The organism is Streptomyces glomeratus (assembly GCF_021462825.1).
Lineage (GTDB): Bacteria > Actinomycetota > Actinomycetes > Streptomycetales > Streptomycetaceae > Streptomyces > Streptomyces glomeratus.
The window spans coordinates 216,039-230,916 of sequence record NZ_JAKEEB010000007.1 but is presented as its reverse complement, the minus strand read 5'-3'; the positions used below and the strand labels follow the sequence as shown (position 1 = coordinate 230,916).

The following is a 14,878-nucleotide window of genomic DNA, read 5'->3' as shown; positions in this document are numbered from 1 at the left end:
AGGCAGTGAGCATCCCTGCACAGAGCGACGGCGCGGAGGCGAAGAGCTCGGGTGCGGCCACCCTCACGAAGGACGCCGCGCCGGGCGAGACCCTGCTGAAGGTCACGGGGCTGCAGAAGCACTTCCCCATCCGCAAGGGCCTTCTCCAGCGGCAGGTCGGTGCGGTGCGCGCGGTCGACGGTATCGACTTCGAGGTCAAGTCCGGCGAGACCCTGGGCGTCGTGGGCGAGTCGGGCTGCGGCAAGTCGACGATGGGCCGGCTGATCACCCGGCTGCTGGAACCGACGGCCGGCACCATCGAGTTCGAGGGCAAGGACATCACGCACCTCGGTGTCGGCGGCATGCGCCCGATGCGCCGCGATGTGCAGATGATCTTCCAGGACCCGTACTCGTCGCTGAACCCGCGCCACACCATCGGCACGATCATCGGCGCTCCCTTCCGGCTCCAGGGCGTCACGCCCGAGGGCGGGATCAAGAAGGAAGTGCAGCGGCTGCTGTCGGTCGTGGGTCTCAACCCCGAGCACTACAACCGGTATCCGCACGAGTTCTCCGGCGGTCAGCGCCAGCGCATCGGCATCGCCCGCGCGCTCGCGCTCAACCCGAAGCTGGTCGTGGCCGACGAGCCGGTCTCCGCGCTGGACGTGTCCATTCAGGCACAGGTCGTCAACCTGCTCGACGACCTCCAGCAGGAGCTGGGCCTGACGTACGTGATCATCGCGCACGACCTGTCGGTCGTCCGGCACGTCTCGGACCGGATCGCGGTGATGTACCTCGGCAAGATCGTCGAGCTGGCCGACCGGGAATCGCTGTACAGGGCGCCGATGCACCCGTACACGAAGGCGCTGATGTCGGCGGTGCCGATCCCGGACCCCAAGCGCAAGTCGGCCAAGAGCGAGCGGATCCTGCTCAAGGGCGACGTCCCCTCGCCGATCGCGCCGCCGAGCGGCTGCCGTTTCCACACGCGGTGCTGGAAGGCGACGGAGATCTGCCGGACGACCGAGCCTCAGCTTCTGGAGCTGAAGCCCGGCCAGCGCGTGGCCTGCCACCACCCGGAGAACTTCGAGGACCAGGCGCCGCAGGACACCGTGCTGCTGTCCGACGCCAAGGAGGCGGCCGAGCTGGTGCCGGACGCGGTGCTGGAGGAGTCGGCGGAGACGTCGGCGGCCGTGGCCGCGGAGGTCCACGCGGACACGGCCGAGCCGGCGGCGGAGGAGCCGTCCGAGCCGGCCGCCGAGGAGGCCACTGAGGCTCCGTCTTCGGAGGCGGCCGAGGCCGGTTCCGAGGAGGCCCCGTCCTCGGAGGCCGCGGAAGAGGCTCCGGACGCCGCGGAGGCTTCCACGGAGGAGACCGCCGAGGATGCCGCCCCCGGCGCATCGGACGCGTCCGACGACGCGCCGGAGTCCGGCGGCCGGAAGTAGACAGACGGTCGCATCGGCACATGTGCCCCGGCAACCCGCACTCCGGTTGCCGGGGCACACGCGTCAGGAGCCAGTGACCGAGTTGCGCATGACAAATTGGTAAAGCCATGTACATGACCGAACGGGAGAGCGCAGAGTCTGGCGTGTCCGTCTGATCGCCGGATCGACAGCACGCTCGAAGGGACGACTCATGGCACTCTCCCGTTCGGCACGCTTAGGGACGCTCGCCGCCGCGGCGGCCTCCTTCCTCGTCATCGCGGCCTCCTCCGCCCCCTCGCCCGGGGCGGACGGCATCGGCGACTCCTACTTCCCGCAGCTCGGCAACGGCGGCTTCGACGCCCGCCACTACGCGCTCGACGTCGCGTACGACCCGGGCAGCGGCCGTCTCGACGGCCGTACGACGATCAGCGCCCGGGCCACGCGGAGCCTCACGTCCTTCGATCTCGATCTCCAGAAGCTGGACGTCACGCGGATCGAGGTGAACGGCAGACGGGCCGCGTTCACGCGTGAGGGCGACGAGATACGCATCACCCCGCGCGGTGTGCTTCCCCGGGGCCGCGACTTCACGGTCACGGTCACCTACGGCGGTGTTCCCGAGCCGCTCGGCGGCCCCATCGTCTTCGGCTCCCAGTACGGGTGGATGAAGACGGCCGACGGCGTCTTCGTCGCCTGCGAGCCCAATGCGGCCTCCACCTGGTTCCCCTCCAGCGACCACCCCTCGGACAAGGCCACCTACGACATCCGCATCAAGGCGCCGAAGGGCCTGACCGCGGTGTCCAACGGCCGGCTGGTGTCGGCATACGACGAGGGCGGCCGGACCGTCACCCACTGGCGGGAGTCCCGGCCGATGGCCACCTACCTGGCGACGGCCACCATCGGCAGGTTCGATGTGCGGACCGGGAGGACGCCGTCGGGAATCCCGATCTACGTGGCCATCGACCCGTCCCTCGAGAGCGGCGAGAACGTCGACGTCTACGCCGTCACGGCCGAGGCCACCGACTACTGGTCGCAGATATTCGGCCCGTACCCCTTCGAGGAGACGGGTGCCATCGTCGACGACATGCCCGAGGCGGGCTTCTCGCTGGAGGTCCAGTCCAAGCCCGCGTACTCGGCCGTCCGCAACGAGACGACCATCGTGCACGAGCTGGCCCACCAGTGGTTCGGCGACTCGGTCTCGGTGGAGCGCTGGAAGGACATCTGGCTCAACGAGGGCTTCGCGACCTACGCCCAGTGGCTGTGGGCCGAGCACAAGGGCACCCGCTCCGCGCACGACTCGTTCCTCGCGGCGTACAACGCCCGCCCGGCCGAGAGCGCGTTCTGGCAGATCCAGGTCGCCGATCCGCAGCGTGACACCATGTTCGCCTCGGCGGTCTACCAGCGCGGCGCGATGGCCCTCCAGGCGCTCCGCGAGCGCATCGGCGACACCGCGTTCTTCAGGCTCCTGCCCGCCTGGACGAGGCTTCACCGCTACGGCAACGCGAACACCGGCGACTTCGTCCGGCTCGCGGAGCAGGTCTCCGGGCGGCAGCTGGACGACGTGTTCCAGAAGTGGATCTACAGCACGGGGAAGCCGGTCTTGTAACCTAGATTTTTCGGAGCCCTGGCCTTGCATTGCAAGGTGCATTCACTCGGATGGGTGAGAATGTAAAGGTGCTCCAGCAACTGTTCAGCCCCTCCGTCCAGCACACGCTGGATCTCGTAGGCATCTTCGTCTTCGCGATCTCCGGCGCGCTGCTGGCCGTCCGCAAGAACTTCGACGTCTTCGGCATCGCCGTGCTCGCCGAGGTCACGGCGCTGGGCGGAGGGCTGTTCCGCGATGTGATCATCGGTGCCGTACCGCCGGCCGCGTTCACGGACCTGGGGTACTTCCTGACCCCCCTGCTCGCCGCCCTGCTGGTCTTCTTCCTCCACCCGCAGGTGGAGCGGATCCAGGTGGCCGTCAACGTCTTCGACGCGGCCGGCCTCGGCCTGTTCTGCGTCGCGGGCACGACCAAGGCCTACGACTACGGGCTCGGCCTCACCGCGAGCGCGGCCCTCGGCCTCGCCACGGCGGTGGGCGGAGGCGTCCTGCGCGACGTCCTCGCCAACGAGGTGCCCTCGCTGCTGCGCTGGGACCGCGACCTCTACGCGGTGCCGGCCATCGTCGGCGCCACGATGGTCGTGCTCTGCATCCGCTACGACGCGCTGACCCCGCTGACCTCGGCGCTCGCGGTCGTCACCGCTTTCGTGCTACGCCTTTTGGCGATGCGCTTCCACTGGCGAGCGCCGCGCGCTTGGAACCGTCGGTCAACGGTTGCCGAGGAGTAGTCCCGGCGGTGTTCCTCCCGGTCATCTGCTGGCTGAGCCAGGTGAACACGTACGGGATCTGCGGCCGCCACAGGGCCATGCTGTGCCCGCCCGCACTGCGCGGGATCAGCACCGCGCGCACCACGGTCGGAGGCTTGGCGATCTGCTCCAGCGCGGCGGCCGCCTGGTAGCCGTCACCGAGCTGGCCGGACAGGTAGAGCGAGATGTGCGGCGGGGTGTGCCGTCCCTTCAGCAGGAAGTAGGGGTTGTTCGCCCGGCGCAGCGCGGCGCTCCGCGCGGCCAGCGACTTGCGTTCGCCGATCGGGTCGTTGTAGCCGGACAGGCTGATCGCGGCCCGGTAGCGGTCGGGGTGCGCGGTCACGAGCTTCGTGGCGCAGTGCGCGCCCGCCGAGTAGCCGGCCGCGGCCCAGCCGTTCGGTGCGGACTGGGCGCGGAAGTTGTCCATCACCATCTTCGGCACGTCGATGCTGAGCCAGGTGTCGGCGTTCACCACGCCGGGGACGTTCGCGCAGCCCGTGTCGACCTTGGCGATGAGGTTGGTGCGCGGCGCCACCAGGATGAAGGGCGCCACCTGCCCGCTGCGCATCAGCGGCAGCAGCTGCTCGTGCGCCTTGAGCGATCCGAACCACGCCTTCGCCGAGCCGGGATAGCCCGAGAGCAGCTCCACTACGGGGAACTTCTTGTTCTTGTAGGCGGGGTCGTCGTACTGCGGCGGCAGCCAGACGTAGACCTCGGCCTCGACGCCCGACACCTGCCCCTTGAGCTGGGTGACGCGCACGCCGCCCGCCGCTTGCATGCCCGGCCCCTCGGCCGGGGTGAAGGTCTGGCGGACCTTGGGCAGGGTCCTGATCTGGATTCCGCCGGTGCCGTCCTTGCCGAGGTCGGCGGCTTGGCGCACATGGTTGCCCGTGCCGAGCAGATCGGACCAGTTGTCGTACAGACTGTTGGCGTTGTTCACCAGGACGAAGACCAGGGTGACTGCGGTGACCTGCGCGAACAGCAGCATCATCATCCGGGCGGCGTGGCGCAGCAGTACCGGGCCGCGGATCCGGGACCACAGGACCAGAGGCAGGATGAGGGCGACCGCCACGAGGACGATCGACGTGAGGAGGAACGGCGTCCCTGTCAGGCTCATCGGCGTGGCGGCTCTTCCTGTGAACGGGCGGAACAAGCTGTACGTCTTCTCAGAGGGAAACCGGAGGCCAAGGGTCACGGACGAGTGCGGACACTTACCTAAAAATTGCCAAAAGCTCACCTGAGGATGGCTGGATCCGAGCGCCCGCGTCTGGAATGTCACGGACTTGAAACAGGGAAAAGCTACTGCTTAGTAATTTCTCGTTGTACGGTTTGTGCATGCCAGAAGGAGCTACCGCACAGGCCGCGACGGCGATGATCGGCGACAGCGAGTTCGACCGCGACACCGCGGTCACCCTCCGGGAAACCGGCGTCTACGACATCGACCTCTCCGCCGGCTGGACGATCATCAGCGCCGTCAACGGCGGCTATCTGCTGGCCGTGCTCGGCCGTGCCCTCGCGGACGCCCTGCCGCACGCGGACCCGTTCACGATCTCCGCGCACTACCTCACCGCCTCGCAGCCGGGACCCGCAGTGATCCGTACGGACGTGGTCCGCACCGGCCGCACCCTCTCCACCGGCCAGGCTTCCCTCTTCCAGTACGACGACGAGGGCCGCGAGGTCGAGCGCATCCGCGTCCTCGCCTCGTACGGCGACCTGGATGCCCTGCCCGACGACGTGCGCACCACCGCGCGGCCGCCCGCCATCCCGCCCATGGACCAGTGCTTCGGCCCCGAGGACGGCCCGGCGCCGGTCCCCGGCAGCTCGGCGATCACCGACCGGCTGATGATCAAGCTGGACCCGGCCACCCTCGGCTGGGCCCTGGGAGCGCCCTCCGGAAAGGGCGAGATGCGCGCCTGGTTCGGGCTCGCCGACGGCCGCGACGCGGACCCGCTGTCGCTGCTCCTCGCGGTGGACGCGCTGCCGCCCACCGCCTTCGAGCTCGGCATCTCCGGCTGGGTGCCGACCGTCGAGCTGACCGTGCACGTGCGGTGCCGTCCGGCGCCCGGACCGCTGAGGGTGTCCATCACCACCCGCAACCTCGCCGGCGGCTTCCTGGAGGAGGACGCCGAGGTCTGGGACAGCCGGGACCGCCTGGTCGCGCAATCCCGTCAGCTGGCCCGGGTCAGGCTGGGCTGAGCCGGACGCGGAACCGGGCCGCGCCCCGGCGGGGGCACGGCCCGGTTCCGCGGTCCGGCCGGGTGCGGGTCAGCGGGCCGCCGTCGGCCCGCGGCCCAGCCAGGCCGCCAGCCGCCCGTAGGCGTCGGCCCCCTCGGGAGCCGGGCGGGCCGAATCGAAGGGCACGTCGTCGCCGCGCTCCGGCTCGGGCAGCACGAGACGGGCGACGCCGAGCGCGAACTCGGCCACATCCGGGTCGAGTTCGAGCGGCCGGCCGAGCGCTTCCCACAGGTCCCAGGTGTGGGTGACCTTCTCCATCACATACCCGGACAGCGCGTTGCGCCCCGTCGTCTCGCCCCACGGCACCCGCACCGGCGCGTCCAGCCGGGCGTCGTCCGCCCAGGCCCGCCGGACCTCGCGGCCGGCCGCGACGTACGCGGCCGCCCAGCCGTCGTCCGCGACGCCGTCCGCGAAGGGGCGCACGGCCAACCCGTCGCCGCCCGCGCCGACCACGGCGATCCGGCGGGTGCCGCCGACGATGTGCGACAGCAGCGTCCGTACGTCGAACTCGGTACACGGTGTGGGGCCGGCGAGCTGTTCCGGCCGTACGGTCTCGATCAGCGCGGCGACCTGCGCGGAGGCGCGGGCGTACACGGGACGGGGATCGGTGTTCATGAGGGTCCTTCCGGTGAGTCGGTGCCCCGAGGTTCCCCGCAGAACCTGACAGTTTCCGTCAACTTTTGCGGGCCTTCCGCCGCCACCGCGATGCTGGGCCGGTGAAGTCGGACCGCCTGCTCTCGATCCTCCTGCTGCTCCAGACCCGCGGCCGCGTCCCGGCCCGCGAACTCGCCGACCGGCTGGAGGTGTCGGTGCGCACCATCTACCGCGACGTCGAGGCCCTGTCCGCCTCCGGCGTGCCGGTGTACGCCGAGCGGGGACGGTACGGCGGCATCGAGCTGCTCGCCGGATTCCGTACGGACGTCACGGGGCTGACCGCCGACGAGTCGCGCGCCCTGTTCGTCCTGGCCGCGCAGGGCGCGCACGCCGCCCTCGGTCTGGACGCGGCCCTCGGTTCCGCGCTGCGCAAGGTGATGGCGGCGCTGCCCGTGCCGCACCGGCCCGCCGCCGAGGCCACCAGCCGCCGGATCCTCGTCGACGCGACGCGTTGGAAGGGCGGCCCGCAGGCCGCCGTCGACCTGGACATCCTGCACGACGCGGTGTTCGCCGACCGCCGGCTGCGGCTGCGCTACCGGCACAGCGGGGACGACGAGCCGCACACCTACACCGTCGACCCCTACGGGCTCGTCTCCAAGGCGGGCGTCTGGTACCTGGTCGCGGACCGTCGCGGCAGACCGCGGCTCTTCCGTGCGGACCGGGTGCGTGCGGCGACCCTGCTGAGCGATCCCGTCCGGCGGCGCCCGGGGGTCGAACTCGCCGACGCCTGGGAGGTGCTGCGCCGACAGGTCGAGGAGCGGCCGGGCGGTCTCGGGGTGACGGTCCGGGTGCGCCGCGAACACCTCGACATGTTCCGGCGCCTGACCGCCTTCGCGCTGGTGGACCTGCCGGAGGAGGACGGCGACGGCGCCTGGGTGACGGCCCGGCTGTCGTACGGCGCCGTGCGCGAGGTGCGCTCACTTCTGGTGTTCGCCGACCGGGTGGAGGTGCTGACGCCGCCGGAGGCGCGCGAGGAACTGGCCCGGGCGGCCGCCTCCGTCACGGACCTGTACGCCACGGACCGACCCGCTACGACTTCCAGTGATGGCGCCCGATACTGATCAGGCGCAGCCGCTGGGCCGCCATCCTGGCCACCTGATCCCGCTCCTCGGCGGCACCCTCCCGTGCCTCCAGGAACTGGCAGGCACTCGCCAGCATCTGGTCGACGTACAGGCCGGCGAGCATCAGCAGGTCGTCCTGGCTCCACCCCTCGGACTCGGGGTGCCCGGCCAGCGCGACCGTCACCTCCTCGGCGAACCGGGCCAGTTGACGCCGGATCTCCTCGCGCACCGGCTGGACGCCACCGTGCCGCTCCCGCGCGATGAACCGTACGTGCGCGGGGTACGCGTCCACATGGCGGGCGATCAGCTCGACGGTGCGCACGATGCGCTCGTCGCTGTCGCCGTCCGCGGTGACCGTTGACTCGATCATGGGGTGGAGGCTGCCGAGGGCCTCCTGGACCAGTTCCACGCCGAGGTCCGCGGTCGACCGGAAGTGCCGGTAGAAGGCGGTGGGGGCGACGCCCACCGCGCGGGTGACCTCGCGCAGACCGAGGCTGCTCAGGCTCTGCTCCTCCAGCAGCCCGAGCGCCGCGTCCAGGAGTGCCTGACGGGTCTTCTGCTTCTGGGCCTGCCGGATGCCGAGGGTGTGACTCATACCATGCAGTTAACAACTGTTCGCTGGAATTGGAAAGCCATAAGACACGTTAGACTGGGAAGTCAGTGAACGAGTGTAACTACAAGCGTTCACCGAACTGTAACGCGAGGTATCCCGGAGGGGGATCCGATCCCATGCTGTTCCTCGTCGCCGCCCTACTGCTGCTGGGGACCGTCCTCGGCACCGTGGCCCACGCCCCGCTACCCGTCACCCTCGTGGCCGCGGCCGGTATCGCCGTCTGGCTCGTGATCTTCGCGGTCCGCGAGCGGCACGGGCGCCGGCGGCACACGTCGGCCCACTGATCGCCGTACGCCATCCGACCGTTCGGGAGTTGACCGCATCATGAACCTCACCGCGACACGCAACGAGAGCACCACCACCCGGGCCACCGGGAACACCACGGCCCCGGCCCGCCGCACCGGCACGCGCGACGCCGAGGGCATGGCCGTGGCGTCCTTCATCCTCGGCCTGCTCGGCCTGCTCGTCCTCAATGTCTTCCTCGGCCCCATCGCCATCGTCCTGGCCGCCGTGGCCCTGTGGCACGGCACCGCGCGCCGTGGCCGCGCCTACCTCGGCCTCGGTCTCGGGATCGCGGACCTGGTGGTCCTGGTGACCGCCATGCAGGTGGACCACACCGTTTCCTGGAGCTTCTAGGGCCGGGCGCCTCGACGGCCGGGGCGCGCGGCAGCACCCGCTCCGCTGACGGGCCCCACCCCGCCCGGAAAGCGGCCGGTCATAGAATTGGCGCACCATGGCTTACCTCGACCACGCCGCGACCACCCCGATGCTCCCCGAGGCGGCAGAGGCACTGACCGCCCAGCTCGTGGCCACCGGCAACGCCTCGTCGCTGCACGCATCCGGCCGCCGCGCGAGGCGCACCGTCGAAGAGGCCCGCGAGACCCTCGCGGATGCCCTCGGCGCCCGCCCCAGCGAGGTCGTCTTCACCTCCGGCGGCACCGAGGCCGACAACCTCGCCGTCAAGGGCCTGTACTGGGCCCGCCGCGGCGCCGACCCCGCCCGCACCCGCGTACTGTCCAGCCCCGTCGAACACCACGCGGTGCTCGACGCCGTCCACTGGCTCGGCGAACACGAGGGCGCCACGGTCGAGTACCTGCCGGTCGACTCCTACGGCCGCGTCAGCCCGGAGGTCCTGCGCGAGGCCATCGCCCGCAACCCCGGCGATGTCGCGCTCGCCACGGTCATGTGGGCCAACAACGAGATCGGCACGGTCATGCCGGTCCGCGAACTGGCCGATGTGGCGGGCGAGTTCGACGTCCCGCTGCACGCCGACGCGGTCCAGGCCTTCGGGCAGGTACCGGTCGACTTCGGCGCGTCCGGCCTCGCCGCCATGACGGTCTCCGGCCACAAGATCGGCGGCCCGTACGGTATAGGCGCGCTGGTCCTCGGCCGCGAGTACAGCCCGGTGCCCGTGCTGCACGGCGGCGGCCAGGAGCGCCATGTGCGCTCCGGCACCCTGGATGTGCCGGCCATCGCCTCCTTCGCGGTCGCCGGACGGCTCGCCGCCGAGCAGCGCGAGTGGTTCGCCCGTGAGATCGGCGCCCTGCGCGACGCCCTGATCGGCGCGGTACGTACGGCGGTCCCGGACGCGATCCTCGGCGGGGACCCGGTGCACCGGCTTCCCGCGAACGCCCACTTCACCTTCCCCGGCTGTGAGGGCGACTCGCTGCTCCTGCTGCTGGACGCGCAGGGAATCGAGTGCTCCACGGGCTCCGCCTGCACCGCCGGGGTGGCCCAGCCGAGCCATGTCCTGCTCGCCACCGGAGCCGATGCCGACCTCGCCCGCGGCACCCTGCGCTTCTCCCTCGGCCACACCTCCACCGAGGCGGACGTGGAGGCGGTCGCGAAGGCGATCGGGCCCGTGGTGGAGCGTGCGCGCAGCGCGGGCCTGAGCTGAGCGGCCCCTTTCCGGCCCCATGGATACTCGCGAGCCCGGGGCGCCGGACGACCCGTACTCTTGAAGGGCTATGACTGAGACCCCGCAGCGCCCCCTCCGCGTCCTCGCCGCCATGTCCGGCGGAGTCGACTCCGCCGTCGCCGCCGCCCGTGCCGCCGAAGCGGGCCACGACGTGACCGGCGTCCATCTCGCGCTGTCCGCGAACCCGCAGTCGTTCCGCACGGGCGCGCGCGGCTGCTGCACCATCGAGGACTCGCGCGACGCCCGCCGCGCCGCGGACGTCATCGGCATCCCGTTCTACGTCTGGGACCTCGCCGAGCGGTTCCGCGAGGACGTGGTCGAGGACTTCGTCGCCGAGTACGAGGCCGGCCGCACCCCCAACCCGTGCCTGCGCTGCAACGAGAAGATCAAGTTCGCGGCGCTGCTCGACAAGGCCCTCGCGCTCGGCTTCGACGCCGTCTGCACGGGCCACTACGCCAAGGTCGTCACCCTCGACGACGGCACGCGCGAACTGCACCGCGCCTCAGACATGGCCAAGGACCAGTCGTACGTCCTCGGTGTGCTCGACGAGAGGCAGCTGGCGCACGCGATCTTCCCGCTCGGCGACACGGTCACCACCAAGGACGAGATCCGCGCGGAGGCCGAGCGCCGGGGCCTCGCGGTCGCCAGGAAGCCCGACTCGCACGACATCTGTTTCATCGCCGACGGCGACACCCAGGGCTTCCTGGCCAAGCGGCTCGGCAGGGCCGAGGGCGACATCCTCGACGAGTCCGGCAGCAAGGTGGGCACCCACGAGGGCGCCTACGGGTTCACGATCGGCCAGCGCAAGGGCCTCAGAATCGGCACCCCGGCACCCGACGGCAAGCCGCGCTACGTCCTCGACATCTCGCCCGTCACCAACACCGTGACGGTGGGCCCGGCCTCCTCCCTGGACGTCGGCGCCCTGACCGCCGTCAAGCCCCGCTGGTGCGGCACCGCACCGGCCGGCCCCGGCACCTACACGGCCCAGCTGCGCGCCCACGGCGGCGAGAGCGAGGTCACCGCGGAACTCGTCGACGGCGAGCTGCGGGTCACCTTCGGCGAGCCGGTCCGCGGCGTCGCCCCCGGCCAGGCGATCGTGCTGTACGACGGCACGCGCGTGGTGGGCTCGGCGACGATCGCGTCGACGACACGCGCGACGAGCGCGGTCGCCTGACCCCGGGCACGCGGCCGCTGCGGCGTGCGGCCGCTAGCTCGTGAAGAACTCCGCCAGCACCGGAGCGAGCACCTGCGGCTCCACCATGTGGTTCTGGTCCTCCAGGGTCCGGTAGGTGCCGCGGGGTGCCGACCGCGCGACCGCCTCGGCCGCCCTGCGCAGCCACTCCGGGCTCGCGCCGCCCGCCAGGGACAGTACGGGGACGGGGATCGAGCCCAGCCGCTCCCCGGGCACCAGTCCGTTGCCCATCACGGCGTCGTCGTAGGCGAGGGTCGGGGCGATCGCCTCCATGTCGGCCCACATGGGGGACTGCCGGGCGCTCGCGATCACCTCCGGGGCCAGACCGGTGAGCCGGAGGAAGAGCTCCACCGCGTCGCCGCGCCGGCCCTGCCCGAGCGCCTCGTGGAGATTCACGGTGTATTCCGCGCGTTGCGGTTCGCCGCCCCCGAAGTCGGCGTACGGCGTCTCGTAGACGGCGACCCCGCGCACCGGCAGCCCGCTCGCCGCCGCCTCCAGGGCCAGCGCGCCGCCGGACGAGATGCCGTAGAGCCACGCCTCCTCGCCCGCCGCCTCGATGAGCGCCGCGAGGTCCTCGACCTCGCGGGCCACGGCGTACGGCTGTGTGTCGCCGCTCCCGCCGCGGCCCCGGCGGTCGTACACGATGACGCCGAAACGGTCGGAGAGGCGTGCGGCCAGGGGCGCCACCGTGGCGCCCGTGGACATCGCACCGCTCACCAGGACGACCGCCGGGCCCTGTCCGGTGCGTTCGAAGGCGATGCGGGTGCCGTCGCGCGAGATCGTCTGCTTGTCCATGTCTGTGAGACTGCCCCAGGGCGCGGCTTTAGTCGCTCACGACACCTCCACTTCGTAGAAGCAGAGGTGGTCCTTGATCAGGGCGACGTCCGGCCTGGGGTCGGGGTACGCCCACACCAGGTCCGCCGCGTCCGGCAGCGACCAGTACGACGCCGTCCCCTTGAAGGGGCAGTCGGTGTGCGTCTCGGAGGGGGTCAGGAGATCCATGCGGACGTCCTCGGCGGGGATGTAGTACCGCATGGGGCAACCGGTCTCGCGCAGCACGAGGGCGCGGTCGCTCTCCGCGAGGATCTGTCCGCCGTGCACCACGCGCACGTGCCGGTCGGTTTTCTCGATGGTGATCGTGTGTCCTTCGGCCATACCTGAACAGCATGCGCGAGGGCCCCGGTTCTTCCCGCTTACGGTGACGGGGCGAAAATCCGTGTCGCGCGGGCGCTGCCCGGCGCCACCCCGGGGCCCGGGCCGCCGGGCGGACGGCGGGAGTCCGACGACAGGACCCGGCACCGGGGTGCGAGCATGGCGGGCATGGCTACTCATGTGATCACCGGAGCCGGTTCCGGCATCGGCGCGGCCGTGGCCCGCCGCCTGCACGCGCGCGGGGACGATCTCGTGCTCCACGCGCGCGACGCGGGCAGGGCGAAGGACCTGGCCGCCGAGTTCCCCGGGGCCACGACCCTGGTGGGCGACCTCGCCGACCCGGACAAGCTGTCCTGGGCGTTCTCCCACCAGACCCTGCCCGACCGGGTGGACTCCCTGCTGCACATCGCCGGCGTGGTCGACCTCGGCCCGGTGAGCGAGCTGACCCCCAAGTCCTGGCGCCACCAGCTGAACGTCAACCTGATCGCCCCCGCGGAGCTGACCCGCCACTTCCTGCCCCAGCTCCGGGTCGCGCGGGGCCATGTGGTGTTCGTGAACTCCGGCGCGGGTCTGAACGCGCATGCGGACTGGTCGGCGTACGCGGCCTCCAAGCACGGTCTGAAGGCCCTCGCGGACTCCCTGCGCCAGGAGGAGCGCGCGAACGGCGTCAAGGTCACCTCGGTCTACCCGGGCCGCACCGCGACCCCCATGCAGGCCAAGGTCCATCAGCAGGAGGGCAAGCCGTACGACCCGTCCGGGTGGATCGACCCCGAGTCGGTCGCGACGACGATCCTGATGTGCCTGGACCTCCCGAGGGACGCGGAGGTCAACGACCTGACGGTGCGGCCGGGACGGTGAGCCCGCGAAGGGCGGGCGGCGCGGCGGGCGGTGACGAGTTCCGCGCCTGGCTGGACGAGGCGTGGGCGTGCAGCGAGGCAGCGGTGATGCTGCGGGGCGGGGAGGACGCCGGACCGCTCGCCGGGCGCCCGGTCGTGGCCGGGGTCTTCGAACGCGACGACCTCGCGCAGCTCCGGGGGCTGACCACCACCGGGGAGTCTCCGGGCGACATCTGCCGCCGCTTCGGCAGCCTGGCCATCGCGCTGCCGGACGCCGAGGACGAGTGCGCCGGGAGCGGCAGCCACCACGGCCGCACGGACATCGCCCGGGAGCGCGGACGGTTCGGCGACAACCTCGAGGTGGCCGACCCCGCCGGGCCGCTCGCCCTTCTGGAGCGGCTCGGCGCGTACGGGCGTTGAAACCGGCCCGGGATGATTCCGTAGGCTGCACCGGTGAGCGAAAACAGCCAGTTCGGATTCGGTGCCGCCACCGGAGTGGGGTCCATGCCCGGTGGGGACGCCCGGGAGGCCGCCAAAACCGTCACCGGAAGCTTCGAGGACTTCCCGTTCCTCGCCGAGCTCCCCGCCCGGGGCCCCGGCGCGGACATGATCGGGCGGACCGCAGGGATGCTCGTCGATCTGTACGCGCGTGTGGAGCCCAGCGGCTGGCGGTTCGGGGACCGGCCCGGGCGCGACACCAGACGGGCCCGCTCCTGGCTGGGCGAGGACCTGGACGCGCTCGAGGAGTTCACCCAGGGGTACGAGGGGCCGCTGAAGGTGCAGGCGGTGGGGCCCTGGACGCTCGCCGCCGCCCTGGAGATGAGGAACGGCGAAGCAGCGCTGTCCGACCCCGGCGCCTGCCGCGATCTCGCCGGGTCCCTCGCGGAGGGGGTGCGGCTCCACCTCGAGGAGGTGCGGCGCCGCGTACCGGGCGCCCGGCCGGTCCTCCAGCTCGACGAGCCGTCCCTGACGGCGGTGCTGCGCGGGCAGGTGAAGACCGCGAGCGGCTACCGGACGCACCGGGCCGTCGACCGGCAGGTGGTCGAGGCCACCCTGCGCGAAGTCGTCGCGGTGCACGCGGACGGCCCGGTCGTCGTCCACTCCTGCGCACCCGACGTGCCCTTCGCCCTGCTGCGCCGGGCGGGCGCCGCCGCCGTGTCCTTCGACTTCTCGCTCCTCACCGAGCGTGACGACGAGGCGATCGGGGAGGCGGTGGAGGGGGGCACCCGGCTCTTCGCCGGGATCGTGCCGGGCACGGACGGCCCATTGTCGGACCCTGCCGGTAGCGTCATGGGTGTCAGGACGCTGTGGCGCAGGCTGGGCCTGCGTCCGGGACTTCTCGCGGAGACGGTCACGCTCACCCCCACGTGCGGGCTCGCGGGCGCTTCCCCGGACTACGCCCGCCGGGCGCTCGCCCACTGCGTCCGGGCGGCGAGATCCCTCGCGGACAACCCAGAGTAACGGGAGGACAACA

Annotated in this window: 17 protein-coding genes; 12 read left to right on the top strand and 5 right to left on the bottom strand. The window is 71.7% G+C overall.

Annotated elements, in window-relative coordinates:
• Positions 1–5: 5 nt before the first annotated feature.
• The 3 genes from LZ604_RS11465 to LZ604_RS11455 all read left to right on the top strand — a co-directional run bounded on the left by LZ604_RS11465 (position 6) and on the right by LZ604_RS11455 (position 3,725).
• Positions 6–1,418, top strand: coding sequence for an ABC transporter ATP-binding protein (locus LZ604_RS11465; protein WP_234514885.1), 1,413 nt, complete (start codon positions 6–8; stop codon positions 1,416–1,418).
• 190 nt (positions 1,419–1,608) lie between these two features.
• The gene (locus tag LZ604_RS11460) at positions 1,609–3,000 is read left to right on the top strand and encodes a M1 family metallopeptidase (protein ID WP_234514884.1); all 1,392 of its coding nucleotides are present in this window, start codon (positions 1,609–1,611) and stop codon (positions 2,998–3,000) included.
• 68 nt (positions 3,001–3,068) lie between these two features.
• Entirely contained in the window at positions 3,069–3,725 is a 657-nt protein-coding gene (locus LZ604_RS11455; RefSeq protein WP_234514930.1) for a trimeric intracellular cation channel family protein, read from the top strand.
• On the opposite strand, the gene LZ604_RS11450 is transcribed toward LZ604_RS11455, so the two are convergent.
• Entirely contained in the window at positions 3,634–4,860 is a 1,227-nt protein-coding gene (locus tag LZ604_RS11450; protein WP_234514883.1) for an alpha/beta hydrolase, read from the bottom strand. The genes LZ604_RS11455 and LZ604_RS11450 overlap by 92 nt on opposite strands.
• Before the next feature lie 218 nt (positions 4,861–5,078).
• Here LZ604_RS11450 and LZ604_RS11445 point away from each other — a divergent pair, with 218 nt between their 5' ends.
• The gene (locus tag LZ604_RS11445) at positions 5,079–5,939 is read left to right on the top strand and encodes a thioesterase family protein (RefSeq protein WP_234514882.1); all 861 of its coding nucleotides are present in this window, start codon (positions 5,079–5,081) and stop codon (positions 5,937–5,939) included.
• A 69-nt stretch (positions 5,940–6,008) separates the two neighbouring features.
• Here the strand turns inward: LZ604_RS11445 and LZ604_RS11440 are convergent, their stop codons facing one another.
• Complete coding sequence (locus tag LZ604_RS11440; RefSeq protein WP_234514881.1) at positions 6,009–6,593, bottom strand: TIGR03086 family metal-binding protein; 585 nt, start codon at positions 6,591–6,593, stop codon at positions 6,009–6,011.
• A gap of 101 nt (positions 6,594–6,694) precedes the next feature.
• Here LZ604_RS11440 and LZ604_RS11435 point away from each other — a divergent pair, with 101 nt between their 5' ends.
• Complete coding sequence (locus LZ604_RS11435) at positions 6,695–7,693, top strand: helix-turn-helix transcriptional regulator (protein ID WP_234514880.1); 999 nt, start codon at positions 6,695–6,697, stop codon at positions 7,691–7,693.
• Here the strand turns inward: LZ604_RS11435 and LZ604_RS11430 are convergent.
• Entirely contained in the window at positions 7,662–8,288 is a 627-nt protein-coding gene (locus tag LZ604_RS11430) for a TetR family transcriptional regulator (protein ID WP_234514879.1), read from the bottom strand. The genes LZ604_RS11435 and LZ604_RS11430 overlap by 32 nt on opposite strands.
• 134 nt (positions 8,289–8,422) lie before the next feature.
• Here LZ604_RS11430 and LZ604_RS11425 point away from each other — a divergent pair, with 134 nt between their 5' ends.
• The 4 genes from LZ604_RS11425 (at position 8,423) to mnmA (ending at position 11,398) form a co-directional block, all read left to right on the top strand.
• Positions 8,423–8,590 (top strand): hypothetical protein, encoded by a 168-nt coding sequence (locus tag LZ604_RS11425; RefSeq protein WP_234514878.1) that lies wholly within the window; start codon positions 8,423–8,425, stop codon positions 8,588–8,590.
• Positions 8,591–8,630: 40 nt separating this feature from the next.
• Positions 8,631–8,942 carry a DUF4190 domain-containing protein gene (locus tag LZ604_RS11420; protein ID WP_372482124.1) on the top strand — a complete coding sequence of 104 codons (312 nt, stop codon included), beginning with the start codon at positions 8,631–8,633 and terminating at the stop codon, positions 8,940–8,942.
• Between the two features lie 97 nt (positions 8,943–9,039).
• Entirely contained in the window at positions 9,040–10,203 is a 1,164-nt protein-coding gene (locus LZ604_RS11415) for a cysteine desulfurase family protein (RefSeq protein WP_234514877.1), read from the top strand.
• 70 nt (positions 10,204–10,273) lie between these two features.
• Positions 10,274–11,398, top strand: coding sequence for a tRNA 2-thiouridine(34) synthase MnmA (mnmA, locus tag LZ604_RS11410; RefSeq protein ID WP_234514876.1), 1,125 nt, complete (start codon positions 10,274–10,276; stop codon positions 11,396–11,398).
• Between the two features lie 33 nt (positions 11,399–11,431).
• On the opposite strand, the gene LZ604_RS11405 is transcribed toward mnmA, so the two are convergent.
• Both LZ604_RS11405 and LZ604_RS11400 read right to left on the bottom strand, forming a co-directional pair.
• Positions 11,432–12,211, bottom strand: coding sequence for an alpha/beta fold hydrolase (locus tag LZ604_RS11405; protein ID WP_234514875.1), 780 nt, complete (start codon positions 12,209–12,211; stop codon positions 11,432–11,434).
• 36 nt (positions 12,212–12,247) lie between these two features.
• Positions 12,248–12,571 (bottom strand): DUF427 domain-containing protein, encoded by a 324-nt coding sequence (locus tag LZ604_RS11400; RefSeq protein WP_234514874.1) that lies wholly within the window; start codon positions 12,569–12,571, stop codon positions 12,248–12,250.
• Between the two features lie 165 nt (positions 12,572–12,736).
• Here LZ604_RS11400 and LZ604_RS11395 point away from each other — a divergent pair, with 165 nt between their 5' ends.
• Genes LZ604_RS11395 through LZ604_RS11385 form a run of 3 tightly spaced genes read left to right on the top strand, consistent with a single transcriptional unit; the run spans position 12,737 to position 14,865 of the window.
• The gene (locus LZ604_RS11395; protein WP_234514873.1) at positions 12,737–13,426 is read left to right on the top strand and encodes an SDR family oxidoreductase; all 690 of its coding nucleotides are present in this window, start codon (positions 12,737–12,739) and stop codon (positions 13,424–13,426) included.
• Complete coding sequence (locus tag LZ604_RS11390) at positions 13,423–13,824, top strand: hypothetical protein (RefSeq protein WP_234514872.1); 402 nt, start codon at positions 13,423–13,425, stop codon at positions 13,822–13,824. Before LZ604_RS11395 ends, LZ604_RS11390 begins: the two co-directional genes overlap by 4 nt.
• Positions 13,825–13,857: 33 nt before the next feature.
• Positions 13,858–14,865 carry a methionine synthase gene (locus LZ604_RS11385; protein ID WP_234514871.1) on the top strand — a complete coding sequence of 336 codons (1,008 nt, stop codon included), beginning with the start codon at positions 13,858–13,860 and terminating at the stop codon, positions 14,863–14,865.
• Positions 14,866–14,878: the final 13 nt, after the last annotated feature.

Excerpts from the sequence above, each read along its gene's own strand:
- LZ604_RS11460 (WP_234514884.1), top strand. The coding sequence starts at position 1,609 with ATGGCACTCTCCCGTTCGGCACGCTTAGGGACGCTCGCCGCCGCGGCG.
- LZ604_RS11450 (WP_234514883.1), bottom strand. The coding sequence starts at position 4,860 with ATGAGCCTGACAGGGACGCCGTTCCTCCTCACGTCGATCGTCCTCGTG.
- LZ604_RS11445 (WP_234514882.1), top strand. The coding sequence starts at position 5,079 with ATGCCAGAAGGAGCTACCGCACAGGCCGCGACGGCGATGATCGGCGAC.
- LZ604_RS11440 (WP_234514881.1), bottom strand. The coding sequence starts at position 6,593 with ATGAACACCGATCCCCGTCCCGTGTACGCCCGCGCCTCCGCGCAGGTC.
- LZ604_RS11430 (WP_234514879.1), bottom strand. The coding sequence starts at position 8,288 with ATGAGTCACACCCTCGGCATCCGGCAGGCCCAGAAGCAGAAGACCCGT.
- LZ604_RS11425 (WP_234514878.1), top strand. The coding sequence starts at position 8,423 with ATGCTGTTCCTCGTCGCCGCCCTACTGCTGCTGGGGACCGTCCTCGGC.
- LZ604_RS11420 (WP_372482124.1), top strand. The coding sequence starts at position 8,631 with ATGAACCTCACCGCGACACGCAACGAGAGCACCACCACCCGGGCCACC.
- LZ604_RS11415 (WP_234514877.1), top strand. The coding sequence starts at position 9,040 with ATGGCTTACCTCGACCACGCCGCGACCACCCCGATGCTCCCCGAGGCG.
- mnmA (WP_234514876.1), top strand. The coding sequence starts at position 10,274 with ATGACTGAGACCCCGCAGCGCCCCCTCCGCGTCCTCGCCGCCATGTCC.
- LZ604_RS11405 (WP_234514875.1), bottom strand. The coding sequence starts at position 12,211 with ATGGACAAGCAGACGATCTCGCGCGACGGCACCCGCATCGCCTTCGAA.
- LZ604_RS11400 (WP_234514874.1), bottom strand. The coding sequence starts at position 12,571 with ATGGCCGAAGGACACACGATCACCATCGAGAAAACCGACCGGCACGTG.
- LZ604_RS11395 (WP_234514873.1), top strand. The coding sequence starts at position 12,737 with ATGGCTACTCATGTGATCACCGGAGCCGGTTCCGGCATCGGCGCGGCC.